At 71.6% G+C, this 16,450-nt stretch carries 11 protein-coding genes; 10 read left to right on the top strand and 1 reads right to left on the bottom strand.

Annotation, left to right across the window (positions count from 1 at the left end):
* On the bottom strand, window positions 1-819 hold the full coding sequence (locus V5O40_RS15310) for a DUF3105 domain-containing protein (protein ID WP_332906050.1): 819 nt from the start codon (window positions 817-819) through the stop codon (window positions 1-3).
* A 100-nt stretch (window positions 820-919) separates the two neighbouring features.
* Between V5O40_RS15310 and argS the strand changes: the two genes are divergently transcribed.
* The 10 genes from argS (at window position 920) to prfA (ending at window position 16,448) form a co-directional block, all read left to right on the top strand.
* Entirely contained in the window at window positions 920-2,584 is a 1,665-nt protein-coding gene (gene argS, locus V5O40_RS15305; RefSeq protein ID WP_332906049.1) for an arginine--tRNA ligase, read from the top strand.
* A 58-nt stretch (window positions 2,585-2,642) separates the two neighbouring features.
* Window positions 2,643-4,028 (top strand): diaminopimelate decarboxylase, encoded by a 1,386-nt coding sequence (gene lysA, locus V5O40_RS15300; RefSeq protein ID WP_332906048.1) that lies wholly within the window; start codon window positions 2,643-2,645, stop codon window positions 4,026-4,028.
* A complete protein-coding gene (locus tag V5O40_RS15295) occupies window positions 4,025-5,347 on the top strand; it encodes a homoserine dehydrogenase (RefSeq protein WP_332906047.1) in 1,323 nt (440 codons plus the stop codon). The genes lysA and V5O40_RS15295 overlap by 4 nt, the downstream gene beginning before the upstream one ends.
* A 35-nt stretch (window positions 5,348-5,382) precedes the next feature.
* A complete protein-coding gene (thrC, locus tag V5O40_RS15290) occupies window positions 5,383-6,432 on the top strand; it encodes a threonine synthase (protein ID WP_332906046.1) in 1,050 nt (349 codons plus the stop codon).
* Window positions 6,433-6,682: 250 nt separating this feature from the next.
* Complete coding sequence (locus V5O40_RS15285) at window positions 6,683-9,979, top strand: efflux RND transporter permease subunit (RefSeq protein ID WP_332906045.1); 3,297 nt, start codon at window positions 6,683-6,685, stop codon at window positions 9,977-9,979.
* Window positions 9,980-10,067: 88 nt separating this feature from the next.
* Window positions 10,068-11,306 carry an MFS transporter gene (locus V5O40_RS15280; protein WP_332906044.1) on the top strand — a complete coding sequence of 413 codons (1,239 nt, stop codon included), beginning with the start codon at window positions 10,068-10,070 and terminating at the stop codon, window positions 11,304-11,306.
* Window positions 11,307-11,388: 82 nt separating this feature from the next.
* Window positions 11,389-12,333 (top strand): homoserine kinase, encoded by a 945-nt coding sequence (thrB, locus tag V5O40_RS15275; protein WP_332906043.1) that lies wholly within the window; start codon window positions 11,389-11,391, stop codon window positions 12,331-12,333.
* 296 nt (window positions 12,334-12,629) lie between these two features.
* Complete coding sequence (gene rho, locus V5O40_RS15270; RefSeq protein WP_332906042.1) at window positions 12,630-14,621, top strand: transcription termination factor Rho; 1,992 nt, start codon at window positions 12,630-12,632, stop codon at window positions 14,619-14,621.
* 429 nt (window positions 14,622-15,050) lie between these two features.
* Window positions 15,051-15,275, top strand: a complete 225-nt coding sequence (rpmE, locus tag V5O40_RS15265; RefSeq protein ID WP_093405395.1) for a 50S ribosomal protein L31 — start codon at window positions 15,051-15,053, stop codon at window positions 15,273-15,275.
* A gap of 84 nt (window positions 15,276-15,359) precedes the next feature.
* Window positions 15,360-16,448: a peptide chain release factor 1 gene (gene prfA, locus V5O40_RS15260; protein ID WP_332906041.1), complete on the top strand. Its 1,089-nt coding sequence runs from the start codon at window positions 15,360-15,362 to the stop codon at window positions 16,446-16,448.
* The last annotated feature ends 2 nt before the right edge of the window (window positions 16,449-16,450 follow it).

The raw sequence follows: 16,450 nt of genomic DNA, 5'->3' as shown, positions 1-16,450 counted from the left end.
TCAGCCACCCGTCGGCGGAGCCAACTCGCGCGGCTCGGTGCCGGTGCCGGTGGTGTAGTTGCCGGACGAGCAGGGCACACCCGGCTCGATCGAGGCGTTCTGCGCCAGCGTGGTGGCGAACTCCTTGATCCGCGGGTCGTCGGCGCTGTCGACCTTGAGCTGGTAACCCCAGGCCTGGAGCGACACGGCGGCGTCCAGCCCCTCGTACGGGCTCATCAGCATGAAGTCGTTACCCCGGATCACGCTCGCCAACTTCTCGACGTCGGCCGCGGGCAGGTCGGGGCGGTAGGTGAGCCACACCGCGCCGTGCTCCATGCTGTGTACCGCGTGCTCGGCCGCGATCGGCGCGTCGTAGACGTCGCCGAGGCAGCGCTGCCAGGCGTTGTTGTGCGCGCCGCCGACCGGCGGGGCGTACTTGTATTCGATCTTGCCGGACTGGTGCGACTCGTAGGTGAGGCTCTCCGGGTCGTCCTGGCGGTAGTTGACGATGCCCGCGATGTCGGCCGCCTTGTCCTCCCAGGACTGGCTGCCCTTGAAGGTCGCCCAGGCGCCGAATCCGATGATCGACGCGGCGAGCACGCCGACGGCGACGAACAGCGCGATCGGTCCCCACGACCGACCCTGGCTGACCTTCACCGGGGTGATCGGCTTACGTGGCCCCTTGCCGCCCCCCGCGCGCTGGGCCGAGCCGGCCTTGCCCGGGCCAGCCTTGGCTCCGGTCGCCTTGGCGCCGGCGGCCGGCCGTCCCGCCGCCGGCTTCTTGCCGGTGCTGACCACGGTCGGGCGGCGCTCCGGGCCGCCCGGGGTGCTGATACTCATCGTGCCTCGTCAGGTCGGTCGGTCAGGGGCTCTGGCGGGCCGGGTTCGGTTGCTGGGTCGCCGCCGCGGGGACCGAGTCTACCCCCGATAACATGGATCGGTGACTCCAGCAGAACTCGCCGAAGCCGTCCTCGCCGCCGCTCACGCCGTCTTCGCCGACCGAGAGTGGGATCGCTCCGCGCTGCCGGGGCACACGACGGTCGAGCGGCCGCGCAACCCGGAGCACGGCGACTACGCGGCCACTCTGGCGCTTCAGCTGAGCAAGAAGGTCGGTCTGCCGCCCCGGGAACTGGCCGCCGCGCTCGCCGCCGAGCTGGCCAGCACGCCGGGGATCAAGTCGGTCGAGATCGCCGGGCCGGGCTTTCTCAACATCCGACTCGACGCGGCCGCCGCGGGACAGCTCGCCCGTTCGATCGTCGAGGCGGGCGACGAGTACGGACGCGGCGACCGGCTCGCCGGTTTGAAGATCAATCTGGAGTTCGTGTCGGCCAACCCGACCGGCCCCGTGCACATCGGTGGCGTCCGCTGGGCGGCGGTCGGCGACGCGTTGAGCCGGCTGCTGCGGGCGACCGGCGCGGAGGTCGGCACCGAGTACTACTTCAACGACGCCGGCTCGCAGATCGACCGCTTCGCCCGCTCGCTGCTCGCCGCCGCCCGTGGTGAGCCGGCGCCGGAGGACGGCTACGGCGGCGCGTACATCGCCGAGATCGCCGAGCAGGTCACCGCCCGGCGGCCCGACGTGCTGAGCCTGGACGACGCCGCCGCCCAGGAGGTCTTCCGGGTCGAGGGTGTCGCGCTGATGTTCACCGAGATCAAGTCCTCGCTGCGGGACTTCGGGGTCGAGTTCGACACCTACTTCAACGAGAAGGACCTGCACGATCGCGGCGAGCTGGAGCACGCCCTGACCCGGCTGCGCGAGCAGGGCCACCTCTTCGACTCCGACGGCGCCACCTGGCTGCGGACCACCGACTTCGGCGACGACAAGGACCGGGTGCTGCGCAAGTCCAACGGTGAGTGGACCTACTTCGCCGCCGACTGCGCCTACTACCTCGACAAGCGGGAACGGGGCTTCGACCGGGTCGTGATCATGCTGGGGGCGGACCACCACGGCTACGTCGGCCGGATGAAGGCGATGGCCGCCTGCTTCGGTGACGACCCCGAGCAGACGCTGGAGATCCTCATCGGGCAGCTGGTGAACCTGGTCCGCGACGGCGCGCCGGTCCGGATGAGCAAGCGGGCCGGCACCGTGGTGACCCTGGAGGACCTGGTCGACGCGATCGGCGTGGACGCCTCCCGCTACGCGCTGGCCCGGTACTCCAGCGACTCGCCGATCGACATCGACATCGAGCTGTGGACCCGGGCCACCCGGGACAACCCGGTCTACTACGTGCAGTACGTGGCGGCCCGCACGGCAAGCGTCGGCCGCAACGCCGCCGAGGTCGGCCTCACCCGGGGCGACGCGGCGTCGTTCCGACCCGAGCTGCTCGACCACGACAAGGAGAACGAGCTGCTCAAGGCGCTTGCCGAGTTTCCCGCCGTGGTGGCCGCCGCCGCCGAGCTGCGTGAGCCCCACCGGGTGGCCCGGTTCCTGGAGGACCTGGCCGGGGCCTACCACCGGTTCTACGACAACTGCCGGATCCTGCCCCGGGGCGACGAGGCCGTCACCGACCTGCACCGGGCGCGACTCTGGCTCAACGACGCGACCCGGGTGGTCATCGCCAACGGGCTGCGCCTGCTCGGCGTCTCGGCGCCGGAGCGGATGTAGTGGTGAGCGCGAGGAGTGAGCCGGCGGGTCCCGCGGTCGCGAATCCAGGGAGGCACTGATGCGGGCACACGAGGCGGGCGCACTGCACGGCGACATCGGTAACCGGGGGCCGGCCTGGCTGCGTACCCCGGACGACGTCAACGCCCTGGTGCCGCAGCTGTGGCCGCGCAACGTGACGCGCGCCGCCGACGGCGCGCTCACCGTCGCGGGCCTGGGCGTCCGCGCCATCGCCGCCGAGTTCGGCACCCCGGTGTACGTGCTCGACGAGGACGATCTCCGCTCGCGCTGCCGGGACTTCCAGGCCGCCTTCCCGGACGAGGACATCTACTACGCGGGCAAGGCCTTCCTCTGCCGGGCGGTGGTCCGGATGATCGCCGAGGAAGGCATGTTCCTCGACGTGTGCAGCGGCGGGGAACTGGCCGTGGCGTTGGCCGGCGGGATGCCGCCGGAACGGATCGGCTTCCACGGCAACAACAAGTCGGTGGCCGAGTTGAGCCGGGCCCTCGACGTCGGGGTGGGACGGATCATCGTCGACTCGTTCCACGAGATCGAGCGGCTCACCGCGCTGGCCCGCGAACGCGGCGTCCGGCCCCGGGTGCTGATCCGGGTCACCGTGGGGGTGGAGGCGCACACCCACGAGTTCATCGCCACCGCCCACGAGGACCAGAAGTTCGGCTTCTCCCTCGCGGGTGGGGCGGCCCTGACGGCGGCGCTGCGCGTGCTCGACGAGGACGTGCTGGAGCTGCGCGGGCTGCACTCGCACATCGGCTCGCAGATCTTCGACACCAGCGGCTTCGAGGTCTCCGCCCGTCGGGTGCTGGCCCTGCAGGCGCAGATCCGCGACGCCCGCGGCGTCGAGTTGCCCGAGCTGGACCTCGGCGGCGGGTTCGGCATCGCGTACACCTCGCAGGACGATCCCGCCGCCCCGCACGACCTGGCCAAGCGGTTGCGCAAGATCGTGGACTCGGAGTGCGCGGCGGAGCGGCTGGTCACGCCGCACCTGTCCATCGAACCCGGGCGGGCGATCGTCGGCCCGGCCGTGTTCACCCTCTACCAGGTGGGTACGGTCAAGGACGTCGACGGCATCCGGACGTACGTCAGCGTCGACGGTGGGATGAGCGACAACATCCGGACCGCCCTGTACGACGCGTCGTACTCGGCGACCCTGGCCTCCCGGGCGAGCACCGCCGGGCCGATGCTCGCCCGCGTGGTGGGAAAGCACTGTGAGTCCGGGGACATCGTGGTGAAGGATGAATTCCTGCCCGCCGACGTGCAGCCCGGAGATCTTGTCGCGGTGCCCGGCACGGGCGCGTACTGCCGCAGCATGGCCAGCAACTACAACCACGTGCCCCGCCCCGGCGTGGTCGCGGTTCGCAACGGCCGGGCCCGGCTGATCGTTCGACCGGAGACCGAAGAGGACCTGCTCGCTTTGGATGTGGGATGACGTCACCTGTACGCCTCGCCCTGCTCGGCTGCGGCACCGTCGGTGCCGAGGTGGTCCGGCTGCTGCACGAGCAGTCGGCCGACCTCGCCGCCCGCGTCGGTGCGCCGTTGGAGATCGCCGGCATCGCCGTACGCCGTAGCGGGCGGGACCGCGGCGACCTTCCCGTCGACCCGGCCCTGTTCACCACCGACGCGCTCGGGCTGATCAAGCGGGACGACGTCGACGTGGTGGTCGAGGTGGTCGGCGGCATCGAGCCCGCGCGCGGCTGGCTGGTGGAGGCGTTGCGGGCCGGCAAGAGCGTGGTCACCGCCAACAAGGCGTTGCTCGCCGAGGACGGCGGCGCCCTGCACGACGCGGCGGCGGAGGGCGGCGGCGACCTCTACTACGAGGCGTCCGTGGCCGGGGCCATCCCGCTGCTGCGCCCGCTGCGTGAGTCGCTGCACGGTGACCGGATCACCCGGGTCACCGGCATCGTCAACGGCACCACCAACTTCATCCTCTCCGCGATGCACGCCACCGGCGCCGGGTTCGCCGAGGCGCTGGAGGAGGCCACCGAGCTGGGGTACGCCGAGGCCGACCCCACGGCCGACGTGGAGGGCTTCGACGCCGCCGCCAAGGCGGCGATCCTCGCCTCGCTGGCCTTCCACAGCCGGGTCGCCGCCGCCGACGTGCACCGCGAGGGCATCACCGAGGTCACCGCCGCGGATGTGGCCAGCGCCAAGGCGATGGGCTGCACGATCAAACTGCTCTGCATCGCCGCCCGCGGCGCCGACGGGCAGGGTCGGGAGGCGGTCAGCGTCCGGGTGCACCCGGCGATGATCCCGGTGACCCATCCGCTGGCCAGCGTGGGCGACGCTTTCAACGCGGTCTTCGTGGAGGCCGAGGCGGCCGGGCAGTTGATGTTCTACGGACGCGGGGCCGGTGGGGCACCGACCGCCAGTGCGGTGCTCGGTGACGTGGTGGCGGTGGCCCGCAACCGGCTCGCCGGAGTCCGCGCGGCCAGCGAGTCCGCGTACGCCGACCTGCCGGTGCGGCCGATGGGTGAGGCGCTCACCCGCTACCACATCAGCCTCGACGTGGCCGACCGGCCCGGTGTGCTGGAGTCGGTGGCCGGGGTGTTCGCCCGGCACGACGTCTCGATCGCCACCGTCCGTCAGGGGCCGGCCGCCGGTGCCGCCGGCGCCGCCGGTGACGCCGTACTGGTCATCGTGACCCATGTCGCGCCGGACGCGGCGCTCGCGGCGACGGTCGGGGAACTTCGTGGGTTGGACATCGTCCGGTCGGTGGCGAGCGTGCTGCGGGTCGAGGGCGGGCTGTGAGCGGCCGGGTCAATGGCGGAGGCGAGGAGAGCGTGATGTGGCGTGGTCTGATCGAGGCCTACCGGGACCGGTTGCCGGTCACCGAGGCCACGCCGGTGGTCACCCTGCACGAGGGGAACACTCCGCTGCTGCCGGCGCCGGTGCTCTCCGCCCGGCTCGGCTGCGACGTGTACCTCAAGGTGGAGGGTGCGAACCCGACCGGCTCCTTCAAGGACCGGGGCATGACGATGGCCGTCTCCAAGGCGGTCGAGGCCGGCAACAAGGCGATCATCTGCGCCTCCACCGGCAACACCTCCGCCTCCGCCGCCGCGTACGCGGCCCGGGCCGGGATGACCTGCGCGGTGCTGGTGCCGCAGGGCAAGATCGCGTTGGGCAAGCTGGCGCAGGCGCTCGTGCACGGCGCCAAGCTGCTCCAGGTCAACGGCAACTTCGACGACTGTCTGGCGCTTGCCGCCAAGCTCGCCCAGGACTACCCCGTGGCGCTGGTCAACTCGGTGAACATCGACCGGCTGCACGGCCAGAAGACGGCCGCCTTCGAGATCGTCGAGGCCCTCGGCGACGCACCCGACATCCACTGCCTGCCGGTGGGCAACGCCGGCAACATCTCCGCGTACTGGATGGGTTACGCGGAGGACCATGACGCCGGCAACGCCAGCCGGCGACCGAAGATGTACGGCTTCCAGGCGGCCGGCGCGGCACCGATCGTGACCGGGCAGGTGGTGGCCGAGCCGTCCACCATCGCCACGGCCATCCGGATCGGCAACCCCGCGAGCTGGACGAAGGCCCTGGACGCGCGGGACACCTCGGGTGGCCTGATCGAGGCGGTCACCGACCGGGAGATCCTGGCGGCGTACCGGCTGCTGGCCCGGGAGGTCGGTGTCTTCGTGGAACTGGGCAGCGCGGCAAGCGTCGCCGGCCTGCTCCAGCAGGCCGCCGCCGGCCGGGTGCCGGCCGGGGCGACGGTGGTCTGCACGGTCACCGGGCACGGTCTGAAGGACCCGGAGTGGGCCATCTCCACCGCACCCGCGCCGGTCACCATCGCCAACGACCCGATCGTCGCCGCCCGCTCGCTCGACCTCGCCTGACCCCGGCACCTCCCGCTGGCCGGTCGGCCGGGGGTGGCGGGCGTCATCGGCTGGCTGCGGCTTACCGGTCTCCACGCGGCGATCCGTCTGTGCAGTCAGCTCGACAGCGCGCGGAGTACCTGGTGATGGAGGCGCCCGAGCCGGTGCTGCCGTCGGCGTGATCCCCGCCCGCCCCGGAGATCGGCAGACCGACGGGGTCGGGCACACTGCTCGTACCCCTCGACCGTCTCCCCCAGGAGTGAGCCTCGCGATGTCGCTGCTCGCCAGATTCAGCCTCGCCAACCGGGGGCTGGTAGCCCTCATCGCGGTGGTGACCACGGCGTTCGGTGCGTACGCCGTGCCGTCACTGAAGCAGCAACTCCTACCGTCACTGGAGTTCCCCGCCGCCTTCATCGTGGCCCAGTACCCCGGTGCCGCACCGGAGGTCGTCGAGTCCGAGGTCGCCGAGCCGATCGAGAACAGCCTGCGCGGCATCTCCGGTCTCGACTCGGTCATCTCGACCTCCCGGGAGGGCCTGACCACCATCCAGGTGCAGTACGAGTTCGGCACCGAACTCGACGACATGGTCAGCAGGATGCAGACCGCGATCAACCGGACCAGCCTGCCGGAGGGCGTCGACCCGCAGGTGATCGCGGGCAGCACCGACGACCTGCCGGCGGTGGTGCTGGCCGCGTCCGGCGACGACGACGAGCGGACCCTCGCCGGCAAGCTGCGGGGCACCGTGGTGCCGGAACTGGCGGCGATCGACGGCGTACGCGGCGTCGAGCTGACCGGCGTCCGGGACGAACTGGTGGTGATCACCCCGGATCCGGCGAAGCTGGCGAAGGCGAAGGTGCAGCCGACCGCGATCGGCACGGCGTTGCGGGCCAACGGCGTGGCGGTGCCCGCCGGTGCCGTGCTGGACGGCCAGCGCACTCTGCCGGTGCAGGTGGGCGCCCCGCTGACCACCCTGGACGAGCTGCGGGACGTGATCGTCGCTCCGCCGGTCAAGAAGGCCGGACCGGTCCGTCTCGGCGACGTCGCCACGGTCGAGGAGCAACTCGCCCCGGCCACCGCCATCACCCGCACCAACGGCCGGGAGAGCCTCGGCATCGCGGTCACCGCCGACCCGGACGGCAACGCGGTGGAGATCTCGCACGCGGTCGCCGACCGGCTCGCCGACCTGCGGTCCGCCACGGGCGCCGAGCTGACCGTGGTGCTCGACCAGGCGCCGTTCGTGGAGAAGTCCATCAAGACGCTGAGCACCGAGGGCCTGCTGGGTCTGATCATGGCCGTGGTGGTCATCCTGGTGTTCCTGCTGTCGGTGCGTTCCACTGTGGTCACCGCGGTCTCCATCCCGCTGTCGGTGGTGGTGGCGCTGATCGCCCTCTGGATCGGTGACTACTCGCTCAACCTGCTCACCCTCGGCGCGTTGACGGTCGCGGTCGGCCGGGTGGTGGACGACTCGATCGTCGTACTGGAGAACATCAAGCGACACCTGACGTACGGGGGGCCGAAACGGCAGGCGATTCTCACCGCCGTACGCGAGGTGGCCGGTGCGGTGACCGCGTCGACGTTGACCACGGTTGCCGTCTTCGCGCCCATCGCTCTGGTCGGTGGCTTCGTCGGGCAGCTCTTCGCACCCTTCGCGATCACGGTCACCGTGGCGCTGCTCGCCTCGCTGCTGGTGTCGCTGACGGTGATCCCGGTGCTCGCGTACTGGTTCCTCAAGCCGGTCAGCGCCGCGGCCGACGGGGCGGCGGTCCGGCGGGCGGCCGAGGAGCGTGAGCTGCGCAGCCCGTTGCAGCGGGCGTACCTGCCGGTCATCCGGTTCGCCACCGGGCGGCGGGCCTACCGGTGGGCGACCCTGGCGGCGGGACTGCTGGTGCTGTTCGGCACCTTCGGGCTGGCCCGGCAGCTGGAGACGAACTTCCTCGACGACTCCGGTCAGGACACCCTCAACATCCGCCAGGAGCTGCCGGTGGGCACCGGGTTGGCCGGCACCGACGCGGCGGCCCGGCGGGTCGAGGCGGTGCTGGCGGACACTCCGGGTATCGACTCGTACCAGGTCACCGCCGGTGGCGGGGACACACCCTGGGCCGGCAGCGCCGGCAACAACGTGGCCAACTACGCCCTGCGGCTCGGCGGGGAAACCGACGCGAAGGCGATGCGCGGCGTGCTGCGGGACCGGTTCGCGGCGCTCGGCTCCGAGGCCGGCGAGATCACCTTCCCGGCCGGCCAGGGCGGGGCGTCCGCCAACGAGCTGGCGGTCATCGTCCGGGCCGCCGATCCCGAGGTGCTGGCCGCCGCCGCGGCGCAGGCCGAGACGGCGCTGACCGGCATCGGTGGGGTCGAGGACGTCTCGACCACGCTGGCCGAGCGGGTACCCCGGATCGACGTGACGGTCGACCGCGTGGCCGCCAGCCGGGCCGGGCTCACCGAGGCCGCCGTCGGCCAGCTGGTGTCGCAGTCCTTCCGGGGTACGCCGCTGGGCCAGGTGACCGTCGACGGCGCCGCCCGGGACGTGGTGCTGCGCCTGTCGGCGGCACCGCCGGCGACCGTGGCGGAGCTGCGGGCCCTGCCGGTGGGCGCGGTCGAGCTGGACGACATCGCCGACGTCACCGAAACCACCGGCCCGCAACAGGTACGGCGGATCGACGGTGAGCGCAGCGTCTCGGTGACCGGCACGGTCACCGGCTCCGACCTGGGCGCGATCAGCACGGAGCTGCAGCGTCGCCTCGACGCGATCGACGTACCGGGGGCCACGTTCTCCCTCGGCGGGGTGAGCGCCGAGCAGCGGGAGACCTTCGCCGATCTGGGCCTGGCCGTGCTGGCCGCGATCGCGATCGTCTTCCTGATCATGATGGCGACGTTCCGCAGCGTGGTGCAGGCGCTCATCCTGCTGGTCTCCATTCCGTTCGCGGCCACCGGAGCGGTCGCCCTGCTGCTGGTAAGCGGTACCGCACTGAGCGTGCCGGCGCTGATCGGCGTGCTCATGCTGGTCGGCATCGTGGTGACGAACGCCATCGTGCTGCTCGATCTGGTCAACCAGTACCGGGCCCAGGGCATGGGTGTGCGGGAGGCGGTGGTCGAGGGTGGACGGCACCGGCTGCGGCCGATCCTGATGACCGCGATCGCCACCATCTTCGCGTTGACGCCGATGGCCTTCGGGCTGACCGGTGAGGGGGGTTTCATCTCGCGACCGCTGGCCATCGTGGTGATCGGCGGCCTGCTCACCTCCACCCTGCTCACGCTGATCCTGGTGCCGACGTTGTACGCCATGGTGGAGGACACCAAGGTCTCGGTGCGGGCGTGGCGGCGTCGCCGCCACGGTGATCCGGCCGGCGAACCGGGTGCCGGCGAGGTCCACGACGCCGACGGCACCGAGCCGGACACCGACCGGACGCCGGTGGGCGCGCAGGCCGGTGCCGGCACGGCGGAGACCGGCCGGCGGGAGAGCCGGCCGGTACCGGCGGCGCCCTCCGGGGCGTTGATCGAGAACACCGATCAGTTCGAGGTGCTCCGGCTGCCGAAGACCCGTAACTCGCCGTTCCCACCGAACGCGTGACCGGACGTCCCCGGAGGGTCCTCAGGCCCTCCGGGGGGTGTCCGCGCTCCGACCCGGCCACCGACGGTGGCCGGGTATGGTCCGCACCGTGGCGTCCACCCTCTCGGTCCTCACCCGCAACCGGAACTTCCGCAATCTCTTCCTGGCCGAGCTGGTGGTCTTCGGTGCCGACTGGTTCGTCATGGTGCCGTTGCTGGTGCTGCTGCCGAAGCTGACCGGCAGCGGGGTGTGGGGCGCCCTGGTGCTCGCCGTGGACACGGGCATCGTGGCACTGTTGCTGCCGTACTCCGGCACCGTCGCCGACCGTTTCGACCGGCGTACGATCATGATCGTCTCGAACGCCGCCGCGCTTGTCGGCGTCCTGCTGCTGCTCGGCGTACGCGATGCCGGCACGGCCTGGCTGGCGCTGCTCGGCATCGGCGTGGTCGCGGTGGCGAAGGCGTTCTACTCCCCGGCGGCACAGGCGGCGCTGCCGAACGTGCTCGATTCCGACGAGCTGGCCGCCGGCAACGCGGTGGCCGGTTCGGCGTGGGGCACGATGACCGTCGTCGGCGCGTCGCTCGGTGGGGTGCTCAGCGCGGCCGCCGGGCCGTACGCCTGTTTCTGGGTCGGCGCGGTCGGGTTGGTGATCGCCGCGGGCCTGGCCACGCTCATCCGCCGCCCGTTGCAGGCACCCCGGGAGCGGGGTGCGAGACCGCCGCAGACCTGGGCGGCCATCCGTGAGGCGCTCGTCTACATCGGTCGCCGTCCGCGGGTGCTGGCGCTGGTGACGGTCAAGTCGGCGGTGGGCCTCGGCAACGGTGTGTTGACCGTCTTTCCGCTGCTCGCCGGGGTGTACGGGGTCGGCGCGCTCGGTGCCGGCCTGCTGTTCGCCGTCCGTGGTGCCGGCGCGTTGGTCGGTCCGATCATGATGCGTCGGGTGCTGACCAACCGTGCCTGGCTGCTGCCCGGCCTGGCCCTGTCCATGTCGGCGTACGGGCTGGCCTACCTCGGTACCTCCGTGGCCGCCTGGTTCCCGCTGGTGCTGGTCCTGGTCTTCGTGGCGCACTTCGCGGGTGGCAGCAACTGGGTGATGTCGAACTTCGCCCTGCAGGGCGAAGTGCCGGACCGGCTACGGGGTCGCGTCTTCGCCACCGACATGATGCTGGCGACCCTGGCGATCTCCGTCAGTCAGCTGGTGGTGGCCGCGGTCGTGGACATCGTCGACGAGCGTGTCGTCCTGGCCGGCTGCGGCCTGGTCACCCTGGTCTACGCGATCGGCTGGCGGATCGCGACGCGGGGCCTGTCGCTCGCCGCGTCGCCACCCGCCGTCGCGGAGAACCGGTAGCGAGGGTGCGATCGGTGCGCTCGGTGTCCCAGGTGCCGGGCGATGCTCCCCATCGGTGGCGGCTGTCCCTAGCATGGGCGGGGTGTCGACCACATTCGTCGCCGAACCGGTCCGGGTCCGGGTGCCGGCCACCAGTGCGAACCTGGGGCCGGGCTTCGACGCGCTCGGGCTGGCCCTCGCGCTGCACGACGACGTCGCCGCCGAGGTGACGGCGGAGGGCGTGACGGTGACGGTGACCGGCGAGGGGGCCGGCGATCTGCCGACCGACGACAGCCACCTGGTGGTACGCGCCATGCGCGCGACCTTCGACGCGCTCGGTGGGCAACCAGCCGGGCTGGCGGTGGAATGTGTCAACCGCATCCCGCAGGCGCGCGGGCTCGGCTCCTCGTCGGCGGCGATCGTCGCCGGGGTGCTGTTGGCCCGGGCGCTGGTGGCGGAGGGCGCAAGTCGCCTCGGCGATGACGCGGTGCTGCGGCTGGCCGCCGAGATCGAGGGCCATCCGGACAATGTCGCACCCTGCCTGCTCGGCGGCTTCACCCTGGCCTGGACGGAGCCGGACGGCGCCCGGGCGGTGTCGCTGCCGGTGGCCCATGACGTGCGCCCCACGGTGCTGGTGCCGGCCGAGCGGGGGCTGACCGCCTCGGCCCGTGCGGCGTTGCCGGCCACCGTGCCGCACGCCGATGCCGCGTTCAACGCCGGCCGGGCGGCACTGCTGGTGCACGCGTTGACCGCGCAGCCGGCACTGCTGCTGCCGGCGACCGCCGACCGGTTGCACCAGGACTATCGCGCGGCGTCGATGCCGGGCACGAACGCCCTGGTCAACGAGCTGCGTGCGACCGGTGTGGCCGCCGTGGTCAGTGGTGCCGGCCCCACCGTGCTCGCCCTGTCCGAGCTACCCGTAGAATTCGACGCGGGAACAGACTGGCGGCCGCTGCGGTTGGCGGTAGATGTATGCGGGGCCCAGGTCGGACGGGGTAGACTCGGACACGCGGAGCGGGACCCTGTTGCCGCAGGTCGCAAGAGTTGATTACGCTCTAGACTTAGCACAGCCGCGAAGCATGCGATCTCCCTGCGGGTCGGCGCACCCCCGAAGCTTTCGGCGGTAAGCCCGTCACCCCTGCCTAGGCCCACGCCGCACCGCAGTCTTCACTGGTCGCCGCAGACGGCGAAACCCGCCCACCGCTCCATCTGGTGGGTCGGGAGACCGACCGGCTGCTGTGTTAAAGACTCCCGCGAAGCGTCATGCGAGGCGGGTGTACCGAGGCCGCCCGGCCACCTGTTGTCGATTCCGGGCAGTCCCGGCCTATCGAGGGAAGGAATCCATTGAGCGACACCACCGACGTGACGTCGGATGTTTCCAACGTCGCTGGCGATGCCACCACCGCTGCCCCCGCCCGCCGCCGGCGCAGCGGCACCGGCCTGTCGGCGATGCTGCTGCCGGAGCTGCAGAGCCTGGCCGCGTCGCTCGGCATCTCGGGGACGGCTCGCATGCGCAAGGGCGAGTTGATCAGCGCGATCACCGAGCGGCAGGGCGGCACTGCCGGGGCCCCTCGACCGCGGGCCGAGGTCGCGGCGGCCGCCGCACCGGTCCGCGAGGAGGTGCACGCGGAGGTACGCGACACGGGCGAGCGGCCGGAGGCCGAACGCCGTGGCGCCGAACAGCCGGCGGCGAGCGTCGAGAGCGAGGGTCGTGGCCGTACCCGGCGGAGCCGGACCGCCGTGGCGGAACCGCGTGCCGAGGAGGCCACCGCCGAGGGCGAGCGATCCGAGGGCCGGTCCGGCCGGGACCGTGGCGCCGACCGCGCCGACCGTGCCGAGCGCGGTGAGCGCACTGACCGTGGCGAGCGTGCGGAACGCGGTGACCGTGCCGACCGTGGTGACCGTGCCGAGCGTGCCGACCGTGGTGACCGAGGTGAGCGTGCCGACCGTGGTGACCGAGGTGAGCGTGCCGACCGTGGTGACCGCGGTGAGCGTGCCGACCGTGGTGACCGCGGTGAGCGTGCCGACCGTGCCGACCGTGGTGACCGCGGACAGCGCGGCGAGCGCGACAACGACGGTGACGACGACGGCGACAGCGGCGGTCGGCGCAGCCGGCGCAGCCGTTTCCGGGACCGCCGGCGGGGCCGGGGTGACCGCAACGATTCCGGCGGCGACGGCGGCCGTGAGCCGCAGGTCGGCGAGGACGACGTGCTCGTGCCAGTGGCCGGCATCGTCGACGTGCTGGACAACTACGCCTTCGTCCGGACCACCGGCTACCTGGCCGGCCCCAACGACGTCTACGTGTCGATGTCCCAGATCAAGAAGTACGGCCTGCGGCGCGGTGACGCGATCACCGGCGCGGTCCGGGCGGCCCGCGACGGCGAGCAGCGGCGTGACAAGTACAACCCGCTGGTCCGGCTGGACACCATCAACGGGATGGAGTCGGACGAGGCCAAGCGCCGGCCGGAGTTCTACAAGCTCACCCCGTTGTACCCGCAGGAGCGGCTGCGGCTGGAGACCGAGCCGCACATCCTCACCACCCGGGTCATCGACCTGGTCATGCCGATCGGCAAGGGGCAGCGGGCGCTGATCGTGTCGCCGCCGAAGGCCGGTAAGACCATGGTGCTGCAGGCGATCGCCAACGCCATCACGCACAACAACCCGGAGTGCCACCTGATGGTGGTGCTGGTGGACGAGCGACCCGAAGAGGTCACCGACATGCAGCGGTCGGTCAAGGGCGAGGTCATCGCGGCCACGTTCGACCGCCCGCCGCAGGACCACACCACCGTCGCCGAACTGGCGATCGAGCGGGCCAAGCGCCTGGTCGAGCTGGGCCACGACGTCGTCGTGCTGCTCGACTCGGTGACCCGGCTCGGTCGGTCGTACAACCTGGCGGCGCCGGCCAGCGGCCGGATCATGTCGGGTGGTATCGACTCCACCGCGTTGTACCCGCCGAAGCGGTTCCTCGGCGCGGCCCGCAACATCGAGAACGGCGGCTCGCTGACCATCCTCGCCACCGCCCTGGTGGAGACCGGCTCCATGGCGGACACGGTCATCTTCGAGGAGTTCAAGGGCACCGGCAACGCGGAGCTGAAGCTGGACCGGAAGATCGCCGACAAGCGGACCTTCCCGGCAATCGACATCCACCCGTCCGGCACGCGCAAGGAGGAGATCCTGCTCGCGCCGGAGGAACTGGCCATCGTGCACAAGCTCCGCAAGGTGCTGCACTCGCTGGACTCGCAGGCGGCACTCGACCTCCTGCTGGACCGGCTCAAGCAGTCCCGTACCAACATCGAGTTCCTGATGCAGATCGCCAAGTCGACGCCGGGGGAGTAACTCCCGCCGACGAAGACCGACGAAAGGGCGTGGCCGGATCCGGCCACGCCCTTTTCGGGTGCCGGATCGGCTCGGGTCCCTCCGCCCGTACCCTCTCGGTTCTGGCCCTTTGCTCTGCTTCACCCCACGCACTGGAAGCCAGCCGGAACCAGTGCGCCGGTTGAAGCAAAGCAAAGGGGGCGCGGGGGTGGATATCTCCCTGCTGGTGGCGGCGGGGCGGGTGCAGGAATGCTTCGCGCAGGTGGTGGGAATGCGTACTCGAGGCCCGATGTTGCTACCGGCGACCAGCTGACGCGGCCCGGCTCCAGGGCCCACCGGGGCCCATGGCAGACTGGTCAATCGGCCACCGGTTCCGGTTCACGCCCCCATCGGCAGGCAGCGGCAGGCCAGGGGCGACCCGGCGACCACAGACGAGAGGACCGAGGCGACATGAAGCCCAACATCCACCCGGAGTACGTGACCACCGAGGTCAGCTGCTCCTGCGGCAACACCTTCACCACCCGCAGCACCGCCAAGGGCGGCTCGATCCACGTTGAGACGTGCAGCGCCTGCCACCCGTTCTACACGGGCAAGCAGCGTGTGCTGGACACCGCTGGGCGGGTCGCGAAGTTCCAGCAGAAGTACGCCAAGGTTCAGGGCAAGAAGGCCAAGTAGCTCCTCGTCCGACGCCCGCGTCCGGTTCACCGCCGGGCGCGGGCGTTGTCCGTCTGTGTCCGGTCCCAAGGAGCGATCTCCAGCATGAGCAGTGAACGCCTGGCCGCCCTCCTCGACGAGTACGCCGAGTTGGAGAAGCGACTGGCCGACCCCGCGATCCACGCCGACCAGGGCACCGCTCGTCGGATCGGCCGCCGCTACGCCGAGCTGGTGCCGCTGCACAAGGCCGCCGCCGAACTGGAGCAGGGCCGCGCCGATCTCGCCGCGGCCCGTGAACTGGCCGCCGAGGACGCCTCCTTCGCCGCCGAGGCCGAGACGATCGCGGCGACGCTGCCGGTGCTGGAGGAGCGTCTCGCCGAACTGCTCATCCCTCGTGACCCGCACGACGCCAAGGACGTCATCGTCGAGATCAAGGCGGGCGAGGGCGGTGAGGAGTCCGCGTTGTTCGCCGGTGACCTGCTGCGCATGTACACCCGGTACGCGGAGCGGCGCGGCTGGGTCACCGAGGTGATCGACGCCCAGGACTCCGACCTCGGCGGCGTCAAGGACGTCTCGCTGGCGATCAAGACGAAGGGTGTGCCGGAGGGCGGCAACGGCGTCTGGTCCCGGTTGAAGTGGGAGGGCGGCGTACACCGGGTGCAGCGGGTCCCGGTGACCGAGTCGCAGGGACGCATCCACACCAGCGCGGCCGGCGTACTGGTGCTGCCGGAGGCCGAGGAGGTCGACGTCACCATCGACCCGAACGAGTTGCGGATCGACGTCTTCCGCTCGTCCGGGCCCGGGGGGCAGTCGGTGAACACCACGGACTCGGCGGTGCGGATCACCCACCTGCCCACCGGCATCGTGGTCTCCTGCCAGAACGAGAAGTCCCAGCTGCAGAACCGGGAGCAGGCGATGCGGATCCTGCGCGCCCGGCTGCTGGCCGCCGCGCAGGAGCAGGCCGACGCCGCCGCGTCGGACGCCCGCAAGGCCCAGGTGCGTACGGTGGACCGCTCCGAGCGGATCCGCACCTACAACTTTCCGCAGAACCGGATCACCGATCACCGGATCGGTTTCACCGCGTACAACCTGGATCTGGTGCTCGCCGGGGAGCTGGACGGTGTGCTCGACGCGCTCAGCGAGGCGGACCGGGCCGCGCGCCTGGCGGGCGACGCGGAGCTGACCCGGCGCTGAGG

It is taken from the genome of Micromonospora palythoicola, assembly GCF_036689795.1.
In the GTDB taxonomy this organism is placed as follows: domain Bacteria; phylum Actinomycetota; class Actinomycetes; order Mycobacteriales; family Micromonosporaceae; genus Micromonospora; species Micromonospora palythoicola.
The sequence above is the reverse complement of the archived record's forward strand: the minus strand, read 5'-3'. Positions and strand labels throughout refer to the sequence as shown.